Annotated in this window: 14 protein-coding genes; 4 read left to right on the top strand and 10 right to left on the bottom strand. The window is 59.8% G+C overall.

Going from position 1 to position 14,688, the window contains the following annotated elements; all coding sequences use genetic code 11:
* Positions 1 to 2: 2 nt before the first annotated feature.
* Positions 3 to 1,214, top strand: coding sequence for a DedA family protein (locus FZE95_RS04675; RefSeq protein WP_150299661.1), 1,212 nt, complete (start codon positions 3 to 5; stop codon positions 1,212 to 1,214).
* A 10-nt stretch (positions 1,215 to 1,224) separates the two neighbouring features.
* On the opposite strand, the gene FZE95_RS04670 is transcribed toward FZE95_RS04675, so the two are convergent.
* Complete coding sequence (locus tag FZE95_RS04670; RefSeq protein WP_150299660.1) at positions 1,225 to 2,220, bottom strand: alpha/beta fold hydrolase; 996 nt, start codon at positions 2,218 to 2,220, stop codon at positions 1,225 to 1,227.
* 89 nt (positions 2,221 to 2,309) lie between these two features.
* Positions 2,310 to 2,894, bottom strand: coding sequence for an LON peptidase substrate-binding domain-containing protein (locus FZE95_RS04665; RefSeq protein WP_150299659.1), 585 nt, complete (start codon positions 2,892 to 2,894; stop codon positions 2,310 to 2,312).
* Positions 2,895 to 3,070: 176 nt separating this feature from the next.
* Here FZE95_RS04665 and FZE95_RS04660 point away from each other — a divergent pair, with 176 nt between their 5' ends.
* Positions 3,071 to 3,526: a MaoC family dehydratase gene (locus tag FZE95_RS04660; RefSeq protein ID WP_150299658.1), complete on the top strand. Its 456-nt coding sequence runs from the start codon at positions 3,071 to 3,073 to the stop codon at positions 3,524 to 3,526.
* Positions 3,527 to 3,574: 48 nt separating this feature from the next.
* Here FZE95_RS04660 and FZE95_RS04655 read toward each other — a convergent pair whose 3' ends face one another.
* Together FZE95_RS04655 and mpl are read right to left on the bottom strand one after the other, a co-directional pair.
* Positions 3,575 to 4,180, bottom strand: a complete 606-nt coding sequence (locus FZE95_RS04655; protein ID WP_150299657.1) for a flavin prenyltransferase UbiX — start codon at positions 4,178 to 4,180, stop codon at positions 3,575 to 3,577.
* Entirely contained in the window at positions 4,173 to 5,534 is a 1,362-nt protein-coding gene (gene mpl, locus FZE95_RS04650; protein WP_150299656.1) for a UDP-N-acetylmuramate:L-alanyl-gamma-D-glutamyl-meso-diaminopimelate ligase, read from the bottom strand. Before mpl ends, FZE95_RS04655 begins: the two co-directional genes overlap by 8 nt.
* Positions 5,535 to 5,766: 232 nt before the next feature.
* On the opposite strand from mpl, the gene FZE95_RS04645 reads away from it, so the two are divergent.
* Positions 5,767 to 7,026 carry a 6-phosphofructokinase gene (locus tag FZE95_RS04645; protein ID WP_150299655.1) on the top strand — a complete coding sequence of 420 codons (1,260 nt, stop codon included), beginning with the start codon at positions 5,767 to 5,769 and terminating at the stop codon, positions 7,024 to 7,026.
* A 224-nt stretch (positions 7,027 to 7,250) separates the two neighbouring features.
* On the top strand, positions 7,251 to 7,778 hold the full coding sequence (gene ppa / locus FZE95_RS04640; RefSeq protein ID WP_150299654.1) for an inorganic diphosphatase: 528 nt from the start codon (positions 7,251 to 7,253) through the stop codon (positions 7,776 to 7,778).
* An 86-nt stretch (positions 7,779 to 7,864) separates the two neighbouring features.
* On the opposite strand, the gene FZE95_RS04635 is transcribed toward ppa, so the two are convergent.
* From FZE95_RS04635 to FZE95_RS04610, 6 genes are read right to left on the bottom strand one after another with little or no spacing between them, the layout of a single operon-like run.
* A complete protein-coding gene (locus FZE95_RS04635) occupies positions 7,865 to 9,949 on the bottom strand; it encodes a sensor domain-containing diguanylate cyclase (protein ID WP_150299653.1) in 2,085 nt (694 codons plus the stop codon).
* 18 nt (positions 9,950 to 9,967) lie between these two features.
* Positions 9,968 to 11,761, bottom strand: a complete 1,794-nt coding sequence (locus FZE95_RS04630; protein ID WP_150299652.1) for a hypothetical protein — start codon at positions 11,759 to 11,761, stop codon at positions 9,968 to 9,970.
* The gene (locus FZE95_RS04625) at positions 11,748 to 12,017 is read right to left on the bottom strand and encodes a hypothetical protein (RefSeq protein ID WP_150299651.1); all 270 of its coding nucleotides are present in this window, start codon (positions 12,015 to 12,017) and stop codon (positions 11,748 to 11,750) included. Before FZE95_RS04625 ends, FZE95_RS04630 begins: the two co-directional genes overlap by 14 nt.
* On the bottom strand, positions 12,014 to 12,700 hold the full coding sequence (locus FZE95_RS04620; protein WP_150299650.1) for a tetratricopeptide repeat protein: 687 nt from the start codon (positions 12,698 to 12,700) through the stop codon (positions 12,014 to 12,016). Before FZE95_RS04620 ends, FZE95_RS04625 begins: the two co-directional genes overlap by 4 nt.
* Positions 12,701 to 12,716: 16 nt before the next feature.
* Positions 12,717 to 13,586, bottom strand: coding sequence for a type II secretion system F family protein (locus FZE95_RS04615; RefSeq protein ID WP_150299649.1), 870 nt, complete (start codon positions 13,584 to 13,586; stop codon positions 12,717 to 12,719).
* Complete coding sequence (locus FZE95_RS04610; RefSeq protein WP_150299648.1) at positions 13,579 to 14,496, bottom strand: type II secretion system F family protein; 918 nt, start codon at positions 14,494 to 14,496, stop codon at positions 13,579 to 13,581. The genes FZE95_RS04615 and FZE95_RS04610 overlap by 8 nt, the downstream gene beginning before the upstream one ends.
* Positions 14,497 to 14,688 lie beyond the last annotated feature (192 nt).

Here is a 14,688-nt window from a genome sequence, read left to right as displayed (position 1 = left end):
TGATGGCCTGGCTCAGCACGCATTCGCAATGGCTGGGTTTCGCCATCTTCCTGATTGCGCTGGTTGAATCACTCGCAATCGCGGGCCTGCTGGTACCCGGCGTGGTGTTGATGTTTGCCGCGACTGCAATGGCTGGAGGTGGCGACCTGCGGGTCTGGGCCACCCTTGCCTGGGCATTCAGTGGCGCAGTGGTTGGCGATCTTCTGAGCTTTGCCCTCGGCCGGGTCTTTCATCAGGACATTCGTCGACTGTCGCTGTTTCGCCGCCATCCACAGTGGATTGACCGCGGCGAGCGTTTTTTTCGCCACTACGGTGTCCTCAGCATTCTGATCGGTCGTTTTGTCGGGCCGATACGTCCGGTGATTCCGATGGTGGCTGGCATGTTCGATATGCCAGTCTGGCGGTTCGTGCTGGTCAACATCGTCTCCGCCCTGGCCTGGGCGCCAGCCTACGTATTGCCTGGCTTCTACGCCGGACGTGCGCTGCGTTGGCCGGTCCCTGAATATTTCTGGGCCCAGGCACTGGGCTTGCTCGCCGCCCTTGCGGCACTGGGTCTTGTGCTGCTCACCCTATTGCGCATACAGGAGCGCTGGTCGCCCTTCGCTGCCGGCGCGCTAACGCTCTTCAGCGTACCGCTGCTGTACTTCACACGCCCCTGGTTTGGCATCGCCGAAGTCACGGCCAGCACCTGGCTTGAGGGCTACGCTGCCAGTGCCGAACCGCTGGCATTCTTTATCGGGACACTGATCTCACCGGTGTATGCGGCCCTGCTGGCCGTCCTGATAGTGTTATCAATGCTCCTGTTACGCCAGTGGCGGCAACTCGCTTACTCTTCGTTAAGTATTGTCATCTGCATCACTTTCGCGTGGCTGCCCGGGCTGACGTATGAGGGGATGATCCTGTCGAATGCGCTGGCGTTGAGCATGGTAATAACCGTGATCTGCAACCGCGAGCAGAGTTTCTGGCATCGGACCGCCTGGATGATATATCTGATACCACTCTGCCTGCTGCTGATCGGGTCTGCCTTGATCAGTCTGGCAACCCCGCCGCTGGTGGCGCTGAGTGCACTGCTACTGGCGGTCGCCGCAACGCTTTTCAGTCTGTGGCTGGTCGACCGGGGCGCGACGATGGGCGCTCCGCGGCTGCCGCTGAAATACCTGCTACCCCTCGTTCCCCTGGCCGCTGTCGTGCTGATGACGGCGACCCCGCTCTAGCGTCCCGGCCTCACTGACGGTCGGCGGCCTTCTCGGCCGCCAGGTTGATCGCAGCCAACACCTGCTGCGGCTCAACGTGATGCGGCATATGCCCTACCCCCGGAAATACCCAGTAGTCCGAGCCCCGTATCTGGGCATGCAGCCGTGCAGAATGGTCCTGCGGACTCAGCACGCGATCGCCATCGCCTGAGATGATCACGCAGGGCGGCTCGAGCCCGGAATAGCGACCATGCAGACTGTCGCTGGCCGGATTGAGCAGCGCAAACTCCTCCGCCGCGGTACGCAACGGCAGCGGCCGCAGACTCAACCATACCGGGAACCGTTTGAAGTGTTCAGGCACAGCCCCCGGCGCAAAGATGTTCTTCAGGCCCAGCCCCCAGACCGAGCGTACCAGCCACGGCGACAGCGTATAGCGGAGCAGATCGCCCAGCAGCGGCACGCCGGTGATTTTGGTCAGGGCGACTTCCGGCCTGGGTGTCGGATAAAAATAGCCGCTCATCAACACCAGCCCCTTGAGTGACCGGGGGAAGTCCAGGCCCAGGGCAAGCGCAACCATCGCACCCCAGGAATGCCCCAGTACGATCGGCTGGTCGATATCCAGTTTCCGGAACGCCTCTTCAAACAGGGCAGCCTGAGTGACGGGACCCCATACAGTGGAGCGTGGCCGCTCGCTGTATCCGTAACCGGGGCGATCAAAAACGATCACGCGGTACCGCTCGGCGGCCATCTTCACCAACGGACTGAGCAGAAAATCGGCCGTCATGCTGGCGGCGCCATGCAGCAATACCAAGGGCTCACCCGAGCCGCGTTCGACATAATGCAACCGCACGCCATCGACTTCGACAAACTGCCCGGCTGGCGGATTTTCCTTCTCAGCGCGTGATGTGCGATACCGCGCAGCCGCGGCCGATGCACCCAGCGCAGCAGCAATCAGCGCAACGGACGACGCACCCGACTTGCCTTCGTGTTCGGGGGCGCGATCGGTAACAGGCTTTGGGGTTTTCATATCAGGCCTCGCTCAGGGACAAAGTGCTTTAGACAGCCTCTGCGCTGGCGGTTCGTGACGGGTAGCGGATATCGACAGCTGGCCACTGATCAGGATTGCAAAGCCTGCAGCCAATCGATTATCTGCTCCAGGCGCGCAGCAGGCGAGTCGATCGCCAACAGCGCTGCCTTCTGGTCAATACTGAACGGTAAGAGATAGGCCAGCTGATAGGCCAGGGCCTGCTGGCTGTGCGCCACCGGAGAAAGCCCCAGGCCCGCAGCCATCGGGTGCTGCAGAAGGCTGTCGCGCAGGGCAAGCATGTCGGCATGCTCGTTCGTCGGCGGCATGTCCAGTGACTCCTCCAGCCAATCGACACCGCCCACAACCAGACCGTCGCTGGCGACCTCAACGTCCAGAATCCGCGCGCGTCGATGCCCTTGCACTCTGATCCCCAACAGGCCGTTATCCTGTTGTTGCCAGTCGATTATGCGCGCCTCGCAGCCCAGTGAATTGAATTTGAGATTGCCCGACCCGGTCTCCGGTCCAGACTCCAGGCCGACCACGACGAAGCCCTGATCCTGCTTGAAGCAGCGGCTGACCATGTCCAGATAGCGTGCTTCGAAAATTTGCAGATCCATCACACAGGATGGCAACAACACCGTCTTCAAGGGAAACAGGGCGAATTGATCTGACATTCCAGCCTCTCGGTTGAGCGTGAGCATTACTGATGGTCAGAATAGCGAAGCACGGCGGTCAGGTCATTCAGCAAACCTATATACCGGATAGCTCGATTGACCGGGCAACAGACTGTTGCAACCATGCAGAACGACTCCGCAGGGAGACCACAACAATCGCCGCCATGGAGAACGCTATGACCGCCGTACCCGTATCCGAGTTGACATCCTACATTGGTAAAGATCTGGGCCACTCAGAGTGGTTGCAGATCGATCAGGACCGCGTGAACCAGTTTGCCGAGTGTACCGGCGATCATCAGTTCATCCACATCGACGAGGAAAAAGCCAAACAGACCCCCTTCGGCGGGACCATTGCGCACGGTTTCCTGTCGCTTTCATTGCTGCCCGTTCTCTCAGCCGAGATCGCTCTGCGGCCTGAAGGGTTGAAGATGGCGGTCAACTATGGACTCGACAGCCTGCGATTCATTCAGCCAGTCCGTGTCGGCTCGCGGGTACGGCTGCACAGCGAAGTACTGGACGTAACCGAGAAGAAGCCCGGTCAGTGGCTGGTAAAAGCCCGCTCGACACTGGAAATCGAAGGCGTCGACAAGCCAGCTTTCATTGCCGAGGGCCTGAGCCTGTATTTCGTCTAAGTAGCGCGCCGGGTCGCCTCAGGCCCGGCGACCCTTTCGATGCCCACCTCATTCGCCCCAGGCGGGCAGCAAATTTTGATCAATACCCAACTGGTTGAGAATCCGCGCCACGACAAAATCCACCATGTCGCTGACCGACTGCGGCTTGTGATAGAAGCCAGGGCTGGCCGGTAAAATCACGGCGCCCATCTGGCTCAGCTTGAGCATGTTCTCCAGATGCACCGTCGAATAAGGCGACTCACGAGGCACCAGAATCAACTTACGACGCTCCTTGAGCGCCACATCCGCAGCGCGTTCTATCAGGTTATTGCTGGCTCCCGTGGCAATCGCCGAGAGCGTGCCGGTGGAACATGGGCACACCACCATCGAGGCCGGCGCCCCAGAGCCTGAGGCAACCGGAGCCATCCAGTCCTGCTTGCCGTAGACGCGGACCTGCCCCGCCCGCACAGCATACCGCTCGGTCAGAAAGGCCTCGAGCGCCTGCGGTTTGGGTGGCAATTGCAGCTCAGTTTCGGTGGCGACCACCAACTGCGCAGCCTGGGAGATCAAAAAAGATACGTCCACGTCTGCCCGAACCAGACACTCCAGCAACCGCAGCGCGTATTGCGAACCAGAGGCGCCGGTCACTGCCAGCGTAACGCGCAAATTAGCCATGCCGTGCCACCAGGGCTGCTGCCAGTTTCTGATGGATACCAGCAAAGCCGCCATTGCTCATGACCACCACCCGCGCACCCGGTCTGGCGCCAGTAACGACCTTGTCGATGATGCGCTCGATACTGGTTTCGACCTGCGCCGGCACCGGGCTTTGCTGAACCACCGAATCGAGGGACCAGTCGAGCCCTTCAGGTTGGTACCAGATAACCTCACTGGCCTGCGACACGCTGGCGGGCAGCGACGCCATATGACTGCCGAGCCGCATGGTGTTGGAGCGCGGCTCAATAACGGCGATCAGTTGAGCATCGCCGATCTGTGCGCGCAGGCCGGCAATGGTCGTAGCGATGGCGGTTGGATGATGGGCGAAATCGTCGTACAGAACGATGTCATTCACTTCTATCAGTTTTTCCATGCGCCGTTTGGCACTGCGAAATCCTGCAAGGGATGCGATGGCTTGCTGGGGCGTGACCCCGACGTGTCGCGCTGCGGCCATCGCCGTCAAGGCATTGGCGACGCTGTGATCGCCGGTCTGTGACCAGTTGGCGACGCCTTGCAACTGGCCATCCAGCCGCACCTCGAACTGCGACCCGTCGGCGGCCAGCAGCCTGGCTTGCCAGTTACCGCCCTCCCCTGTGGTTTGCGTTGGCGTCCAGCAGCCCATCTGAATAACGCGTTGCAGGGCCTGCTCGCCGTGCGGATAAATAATCTGTCCGCTGGCCGGGACCGTCCGCACCAGATGATGAAACTGCCTCTCGATCGCTGCCAGGTCCGGAAAAATATCAGCATGATCGAATTCCAGATTATTCAGGATTGCCGTGCGGGGCCGGTAGTGCACGAACTTGGAACGCTTGTCGAAGAAGGCGCTGTCGTACTCATCTGCCTCAACGACGAAGAAGGGTGTGTCACCCAGGCGAGCCGACAAGCCAAAATTCTGTGGCACGCCCCCGATAAGAAAGCCCGGCGCCATGCCGGCATCTTCCAATAACCAGGCCAGCAGGCTGGAGGTCGTAGTCTTGCCATGCGTACCGGCGACGGCCAGTACCCAACGGTCCTGCAACACATGCCGCGCAAGCCATTCCGGGCCGGAAACATAGGGTAGGCCCTTATCCAGCACATGCTCGACGGCCGGATTACCCCGGGACAAGGCGTTGCCGATGATCACCAGATCAGGCGCAGGCTCCAGGTGCTCAGGCAGATAACCTTCCATGAGCTGGATGCCCTGCGCCTCCAGCTGGGTGCTCATCGGCGGATAGACATTGGCATCGCTGCCGCTCACCTGATGTCCGAGTTCCCGCGCAAGCAGGGCCAGCGACCCCATGAAAGTGCCGCAAATACCAAGAATATGCAGGTGCATCGTCTATCCAGGATCAGGTTGCTTTGAGTTTGAATCGCGTCACTGCGAATACTATCACGCACGCCCATGCAACCTTACAGCCCGCCGGAGGTCCATGCAAAGCGTGCGGCTTTGCGCTATTATCGCCGCCATTTTGCCGTAGGCCGTACCTCCGCTGAACGCGGCGCCCTTCGGGCGTTGCAGGGAGAGCCTATCAGCACCAGGCCATCAGCTTTCAAAACATGGAGTCAGCATGACAGTCAAGAATGCCTTTTATGCCCAATCTGGCGGCGTTACCGCCGTCATCAACGCGTCGGCAGCGGGGGTAATCGAAACAGCTCGCCAACATCCGGACAAGATTGGCAAGGTGTACGCCGGCCGCAACGGCATCATTGGCGCCCTGACCGAAGACCTGATCGATACCAGTCAGGAATCGGCAGAAAACATCGCAGCGCTGCGCCACACCCCTTCCGGTGCTTTCGGCTCGTGCCGTTACAAGCTCAAGAGCGTGGAAGCCAACCGCGCTGAATATGAGCGACTGATCGAAGTATTCAAGGCGCACGACATCGGTTACTTCTTTTATAACGGTGGCGGGGATTCTGCCGACACGTGCCTCAAGATTTCCCAACTGGCTGAGACCATGGGTTATCCGATTCAGGCTATTCATGTCCCAAAGACCGTGGATAACGATCTGCCGATCACCGACTGCTGCCCGGGCTTCGGCTCGGTTGCCAAGTACGTTGCAACGTCTATCCGGGAAGCCGGTTTCGATGTCGACTCAATGTCCGCCACGTCGACCAAGGTCTTCATTCTTGAAGTGATGGGCCGTCACGCCGGCTGGATTACCGCTGCTTGCGGCCTGGCCAGCGAAGGCCAGGGTGAAGCGCCACATATTCTGTTGTTCCCGGAAATCGAATTCGACCAGGCAGCGTTCCTGGCGCGCGTTGACGAATGTGTCAAAACACATGGTTACTGCGTTATTGGCGTCTCCGAAGGCATCAAGAACAGTGACGGCAAGTTTCTCTCCGAGTCCGGTCTGACCGACGCCTTCGGCCATGCTCAGCTGGGCGGCGTGGCACCTACTATCGCCAAACTGGTACAGCAGGAGCTGGGCTACAAATACCATTGGGCTGTTGCTGACTATCTACAGCGCGCGGCTCGACACATTGCCTCCAAGGTCGACGTGGAACAGGCCTATGCACTGGGTGAGGCGGCAGTACGCATTGCCCTGGAAGGCAAGAACGCCATCATGCCGGCGATTCGACGTCTGCAGGACACCCCTTACCAGTGGGATATCATCGAGGCGCCGTTGAAGGATGTGGCGAACGTCGAGAAATTCATGCCCCGCGATTTCATCACCGAGGATGGCTTCCACATCACCGACGCCTGCCGCGAATATCTGTCGCCGCTGATCCAGGGTGAGGACTTCCCGCCCTTCGTCAATGGCATGCCCAGCTACGTGCGACTGAAAAACGCACCGGTTGAGCGCAAGCTGGAAACCTTCTCGATCTGATCGAGATGGCAGTAACGGTAGAGCCCGTCACCATCGTGCACAACGGTCTCTACCGCTACCAAAGAATAGTTAGACCATGGTTTTATAGCCTGGCGCTTGGTCTGCGGACCTAATGCCTCTATAATCCCGGCCAACATTTTGCAGGTGCTACTGAACAACGCCTGGCCAGACGTCCAGTCAGGGCTGTTCAGCACCCCCTCCCCCATGCCCGAATCAGGTAAAACATGAGCTACGACCAGATCCCCGCAGGCAAAGACATACCTAACGACATCTACGTTGCCATCGAAATTCCGGCCAACCATGCGCCGATCAAATACGAGATCGACAAGGACAGCAGCGTGCTGTTCGTTGACCGCTTCATGGCGACTCCGATGTTTTATCCAGCCAACTATGGTTACATCCCCAACACCCTGGCCGATGACGGCGACCCGCTGGACGTACTGGTCGTTACCCCGCATCCCGTCGCGCCGGGCTCGGTGATTCGCAGCCGTCCGGTTGGCATCCTGCACATGACCGACGACGGCGGCGGCGACGCCAAGGTGGTTGCCGTGCCGCACGACAAGCTCAGCGTGCTGTACCATGACATCCAGGAATACACCGATCTACCTGACTTGCTGATCCAGCAGATCCAGCATTTCTTCGAGAACTACAAGGATCTCGAGAAAGGCAAATGGGTCAAGATCGATCGCTGGGGCGGCGCTGAAGAAGCCCGCGCAGAAATTGTTAAGGCAGTAGACGCTTACCAAAAATAAGCGTTTCGCCAAGTTGAAAAGCCGGCCACAAGCTGGCTTTTTTTATGCCTGAAGAAATCCATGATGGCAGGCCGGCACGAGGCGGTTCAAAGCGACGACATCACTCGGTTGCGGCCCGCTTCTTTGGCAGCGTACAGCGCCGCATCCGCGCGCTGCACGATCTTTTTCGGAGTATCTCCCGACGCAAACGACGCGACACCAATGCTTACCGTGACCTGTTGGGGTATGGGGAACTGGTGCGCCTCGACGTTACTGCGCAGTCGCTCGGCCAACTGCAAAGCGCTGTCAAGCGTCGTCTCTGGCAGGACCATCAGAAATTCCTCTCCGCCCCACCGGCCGGCAATTTCAGTTTCCCTGACGTTGGCCTCCACGATGCGAGCAATGGAAGACAGAACGGCGTCGCCTCCGTTATGGCCGAAACGATCATTGACGGATTTGAAATGGTCCAGATCGAAAATGATCACAGAGAAAACGCTGCTGTAGCGCAGGCAACGCGCCACTTCCTGGGACAGGATTTCTTCGAGTTTATGCCGGTTGTAAAGGCCGGTAAGCTGGTCACGGACTGCCTGGAACGTCAGGCTGTTGACTAGATCCTTGCGCGTAATCGCACTGGACAGCAGGCTGGCCATTAGCTCGACGGTCTGGATTCGCCGGGATGTCCACGCCGTGGTTGTCGAGCTTCTCACGACGCCGAGGAACCCGGCAATGCGGCCCTGCCGGCTCACGGCCGCGAGCAGCAGGGACTGGTTTCCATCGAGGGGAAGCAGCTCGGAGACGCCATCTGAAGATGAAGGGCGTTCACCTTTCCCGCTAACGACAAGCTTGCTTTGATCTCCGAACAGCGCCTGCAACGCAGTTTCGCTCAGCGGAAAATGCTCGACAGCCTGTTGCGCAAGCAGTTGCTCGGTACTGTCAGCCCATTCATGAGTAAGGTGCAGATTTTCACCTGCAGTATCAAGCTGACATAGCACAACGCGTTGTGCCTGGAAATGTTCTCCAAGTTCAGAACAGGTCCTGCTGATCGCCTGATCGGTTTCGTGAGGATCGACTGTGAGCAGGTCCGTACTGATGCGCCGGACCATCTGCTCGGACATCACCATATTGTCCAAGGCTATCTTACCCCGATGCCGCTCGATGGTGAGGCCGGCAAGATGGAGAGGGCCGGTCAGTCTGTCAATATCCTCGTTGCCTGGCGTCCAGGGTGCCGTGTGATATACGTCGAACGTGCCCAGCAAAACGTTGCCACTGCCGAACATGGGCTCAGACCAGCAGGCGCGGAACCCGGCAAGCTCGGCACAACGGCGAAAACGCTCCCAACGCTGGTCAGCACGGATATCGTGGCTGACCACGCTCCCCTGGATATACGCCGCGGTGCCGCAGCCAGCCGCCCCAAATTCGACCGGGACTAAGCCGAGGCCCTCGCGGAACTCGGGAGGCACCGATTTGCCTCCGCCCAATCGGAGCATATCCGTTTCGTCATCATGCACCATGATGGCGCAATGCGCCCCGGGGATGGCGATTTCGACAATCGCCGCGAGCTGGTCAAGCGTGACACTAAGGACGCTGTCACGGGCCATAGAGGCCATCGCCTTTTGCCGGAGACGGTCCGCTCGTTCAGCATTTTTCAGGGGCGTAATATTCAGGCCAGTAAACATCAGGGCTGCCTTACCGCCGTACTGCACCAGCGACAGCGAAACCTCCAGCCAGGTGGGAATGCCCCCGGCGGGTAATGCCAACCACTCGAATGGCTGGTTCCCAGAAGCCCGGACCTGGTCGAGACGCCGTTCGAAATCAGACAGACTAAAGGGCTCATCCGGCCAGGCATCAGCACAACCCATTATCCGCCCGGCAAGCTGTTCGGGGCTATGCGCACCAAATGCGGCAAGCGCCGTCTGGTTGGCGTATATCGGAGCGCGAGAAGCGCGATCGAGCAGCATCACGGCAGCGCAGGACTGGTCGAACATAGCCCGCAGATCCTGTTCCTTATCGACAAGCGGGCGTTCGGGCGAATCGCTCTCAGATCGAGTGGTGCTTGCCCTGCTACGAAGCAGCCCATGCCTGACCATTGAAACCAGCAGGAGCAGCATCAGCAACGCAGCCGTTGCCTGTACCCAGGCGGCGGACATTAACCCGCTGGTCATGGCCCATCCGTCGCTGACGGCTGAAAGCATTGTCACATCTCCTTATGGTCACTGAGCACTACTGTACACAGCCACGTTTTCGATGAGCTGGCTGCTGTCCTGTTTGGCGGCCTCGATACTCACCTGCATGCCGCCAACACCAACCCCCAGGGCTTTGGCCAGTGGACTGACCAAGGCCTCGAGCAGGCTCGAAATCGCGTCATTGAGCAGATTAAGGACCAGCGAGAGCAGCGCGTCCAACAAGCCTGCAATGGTGATTTCGCCAAGCAGGACGAGCTGGGCGTCGTAGACGTTCAAGTCCAACCCACCGATCCCTCCGGCGTGACCCAGACGAAGCCTGGTGCAGCCTGAAGACTCGCAGAACAAGGAATAAGGGTCAGAGTTGATAGTTGTTTCAACGCCGTTCAATCGGCCATCAATAGTGAGACTCAACCCTACCGCCGGGTCAATTGTCAGCAGGCTTCCGAAGAGCCCGCCCAGCAGGGTCAACCGGCCGATGTCGGCCTGAATAGGGCTGGCCAACAACTCTCCGGTGGCAGGTTCAATCGAGCCACTGCCCAGCGAAACGCCCTTGGTAACCACCCGCACCCCCAGGGTGGTTTCGTTCTGCGTTCCCCTGGCGCACTTCGCGGAGACCAGCTCCCCAGACCCTCCGCCCAGCTCGATGGCAAGCGGAATGTTCAAGTCGGCCAGGCTGAACTTCACCACACCCAGAAGATCTACGGAAGACAGCAAACCGAGGCTGGCCTCCACTTCAAGGCTGATGCCCGGCGCATCGAAGCGTGTCAGCCACATGCCATCCGTTCCCCTGCGGGCTGGCCCAACGGCGATGGAAGGGGCACGGTTGACGAACAACCGAAGCACCAGGCTGTCCTGAGCAATGGCTGGAAGCAGCGGCAAGCCAAGCGTCTCCAGACCGCGTATCTCCAGCGGAGAGCCGCTTGATAATTGCTGTTGCCGCGCGATGTTTAGAGCCAGGTTTACCAGAAGATCATACGAGCGGATCGTTGCATCATCTGGCGCCTCAGCTCCCTCGACGGTGCGAATCAAGTCGCCGACCAGCACGGAATCTATGCCCGCAACTCCAAGAAGATCATCGGCAAGCTCCCCTGCCGGTGATGCTGCGCCAGCGATACTCCGCAGCGCTGTCGCCAATTGGTCCGCTCCCAGAGGTAGCGCCGCCTCCAGGGAGTCGACCCCAAGTTCGCCCAGGATGTCGCCGACACGAAACAAGGTGTTACCGAGGCTGTCGATGTCGAGCGGATCGAGACGGTATGCCGGCTCGTTCAGCAACGCTCCGAGAACGCTTCCCAGCAGTCCCTCGCCCACCCCGGCTGCGGACCCGCTTGCGCTTAGGGTCGCGATCATTTCTTTTCGCACAGCAGCATTGGTCTGCAGCATCACGTTGCCCAGCAATTTAGGAAACAACTGGGATAGTGGCTCATCCCGGCGGTACGAGACGAGCGTCGCGTTACTCTGGTCGAAGCTGGACGCGCGCTGGAATACTAGCTGGTCAGGCTCGTCCGGCGATGCGTCCAGCAGCCCGGCCTGCACGTTCAGATCAGCCTGGTCGCCATCGAATCCCTGCGCCCTGGCGGCGGAAAGGGCTCGCTGGGACATGTCTTGCATCGTTACCCCCGGGCCTCCGCACGCCTGGGATGCATCGGACGCAGCAGTAGCTGCTGCGTTGACCTGGCTTTGCATTTCCGCCTTCAGGGCATACAGCCGGGCTGCGTCAATGATCAACGCGGACATCAGCGCTATTGCAGTCAGTAATAGCGGCGTGATGAATATCAGCGCACCCCGCTGGCGATGGCCAGACCTGGCCCTAGTCCTCACCATGCGTTCGCTCGGTCAGATCATCTGGCACGGGTCTGCGAAAGGTTTCTGCGATACGTTGCTGGGTGTCTATGTAGAGCTGAACCGACAACTCGCTCTGCCCTGCCCCGCCAGAACGGCCCTGCTCCTCAAGCATGCGCCGCGCCTCCGGTAACGACCCTGTCTGCACAGACGATCCCGAGAGGCCGAATGCTGGGCGCTCCTGCGCCAGCGCCGCTACGGGTAACAGGGCGCACAGAAAGATGGCGGCGTGCTTCATGGCTGCCCCCCGATTCCTTTGGCGTGTTGTTCGGCGTAGGCATACTCTTCCAGGCCAAAGTCGTAGTTTTCTTTGAGCCATGAAAGCCCCGCCTTGTTGCCAGTCAACAGATAAGCAGCCGCCAGGTTCTGGCGAACGGCCCCTTCGCCATTGACCAACTCGAAGGCGGTGCGCAACTCGAACACGGCGTCCTCACCACGGCCAGCGAGTAACAATGCATAGCCGAAATCATTGCGGATATTGCCGGATGAAGGTTCCCGCCTTCGCGCTTCGGCCAGCTGTTCCAGGCCCTGTTCGAGCCAGCTCCGCTGGATATATACGCGTCCCAGACCGTGATATGCATCGGCCGAAGCACAGGCGACCACAAGCGAGCGGAACACCTCTTCGGCACGAACCAGCTGATCTGTCGCCGCAAGCAGTCGAGCGTACCGCAGCCAGTGCTGCTCGGTATGCAGACCCTCGCTCTCAAGCCGTGCCATTGCCGCATACGGTTGGGATCGGCCCGTCAGCGAGTCCACCAGATCCAGTTGCATCTGATGCTCCGGCTGAACCTCTTGCGAACAGCTAACGGTTTCCATCGGGTTCCTGGCGACCGTTGCCGTCGTCGCGCAGCCAGTGGTAACCGCTGCCAGCGCCAAAACCCAAACGGCAGGCTGGCCCTTGGGAAATTGCTTTCTGATCATGGCCTCTCTCGTTGCTTCAACGGCCGAGGCTGGCTGCGACGGATATCACAGCGGGCCCACCGATTAAAATGAACAACGCCGGCAACATGAACGCCATCATGATTACCGTCATTTTGGCGCCGGTCCGGCCTGTGGCTTCCTTCAGCCGGCTGCGTTCAGCATGCAGGGCTTCGTTAATGATCTGATCGAGGCTAAGCGAAACACCAGCGCCGAGGGTTCCGCTTTGTTTCATCAGGCTCGCGTACTGACGCAACACCGGAATGCGCCGGTTGCGCCCGAGTTCATCCAGGGCTGCCGTTCGATCGGCGCCACTCGCTATCACGCGGTTGAAGCGGTCAAGCCTGGTCGCCAGATGGGGCATAACCTGACGACCCTGTAGGGCCGCCAGGCGCACGGCGCGCTCGATGGATAGCCCGGCTTCCATCAACATTCGTGTCATGTGACATAACTCGATGGATTCCAGGTTTTGCTGCATTTCGGCGCGGCCCCCCATGGCCCGGACAACCCGCCGGGGCAGTAAAAAACCGGCCATGGCCAGAACGGCACCGCCTGTCACTCCCCAGAACACGAACCCAAGCACAAAAGCCAACGCTGGCATCAGCCAACACAGGGTCAGGTAGAGCGTATGGATCTGCTGTTCGTTGCGTCCGGTAATATCCAAAGCTGATTCCAGCTCGCGAAAATCGCTCCGGATGGCAGCGCGAGTGGTAAACCATTGAGCGAAGCGCCCCAGCCAGGACGCGGCAGGCTTTCCATTTTTCGCCGAACGATTACGCAGGCGTGCGTCGATATCCGCCCTGAGCGACCATTTCGGCGCGAGCGCTATGGCAATCCAGAGAGCAGCCAGAGAGGCCGCCACGGCAGCGCAGAGATACACGTCAGCCATGGCCCACCCCCTGAATCATCCTCCACATCATCAGCATACCGAGCGTCTGCAAAACCCCAGCGGTGATCAGCAGTTGGTGGCCGGTCTGGGTATGGAGCAACACATCCGCGTACTCGCTGTTCATCAGTACCATATAGCCGGCAAGTGCCGGCGGCAGCAGCGCAAAGATTACGGCAGTGAACCGTGTTTCGGAGGTAGTTGCCAGAAACTCCCGGCGCAACTCCTGCTGCGAGCGAAGGGAATTGGCCACCTGCTGCAGTACCGGCCGAATCGAGGAGCCGAATCGGCTTGAGGTACGCAGTGCAATGGCGACGAGTATCAGCGAGGGCACCTTGTACAGCGCTGCGAATTCCTCGAACAGGCCGGTGTATTCCCGGCCCGATTCCACGGTGCTGCGCAGGCGAAAGACCAGCGGACGGAAAACCGGCGACGCGTCTTCAAAGGCGATCACCAAAGCACGATCCAGCGACCTTCCCGCCTCGATATTGCGCTGTACTGTATCGATGATTCCAGGTAGCTCCGCCAGAATCAGCTGCCGCCGCTTCTGGAACCGTGTCCGCCACCACAAGGCGCCTGCCGTGATCAGAAGAAACGCCACCACCATCAGAACCGCCACGCCACGATAGGCGGTGACAACCGTCAGTGCCGCCAGCAAAGCAACCGTCAACATAACAAGTCTGCGCTTCGATAAGGAAATGTCGGCACGCTGCAGGAAGGTATTCAGCACGCCCAGGTCGAGGCCGGTCTCGCCAACAGTGCCCGACTCGCTTGGCTCGCTCAATCTTTCGGTCATGCGCCTGAACAGCCGGCGCTGGGTGCTACGATGGCTCCACCAGCTCTGGACGGCAATAAGCAAACCGGCACCCAATGCACAGATAAAAGCGCCAGCAAATAGAATCTCTTGTTGCACGGACCGCTCCTTAGGGTGTGTTGCCGTTTCGCCGCGAGCCGCATTGTTGCGTCAAATGACGCCAGACCGCGCGGCAATCCGCAAGGCGCGCGGCGCAGCTAATGGTTGTTCCCTTGCCAGGTCCCGCAACGCCGAACGTCGACATCTGAGGCACGACCCGAAGGGGCGGGGCCTGTTTGGCGCAGCACTGCG

The organism is Pseudomonas profundi (genome assembly GCF_008638305.1).
Classification (GTDB): Bacteria; Pseudomonadota; Gammaproteobacteria; order Pseudomonadales; family Pseudomonadaceae; genus Halopseudomonas; species Halopseudomonas profundi.
The sequence above is the reverse complement of the archived record's forward strand: the minus strand, read 5'-3'. Positions and strand labels throughout refer to the sequence as shown.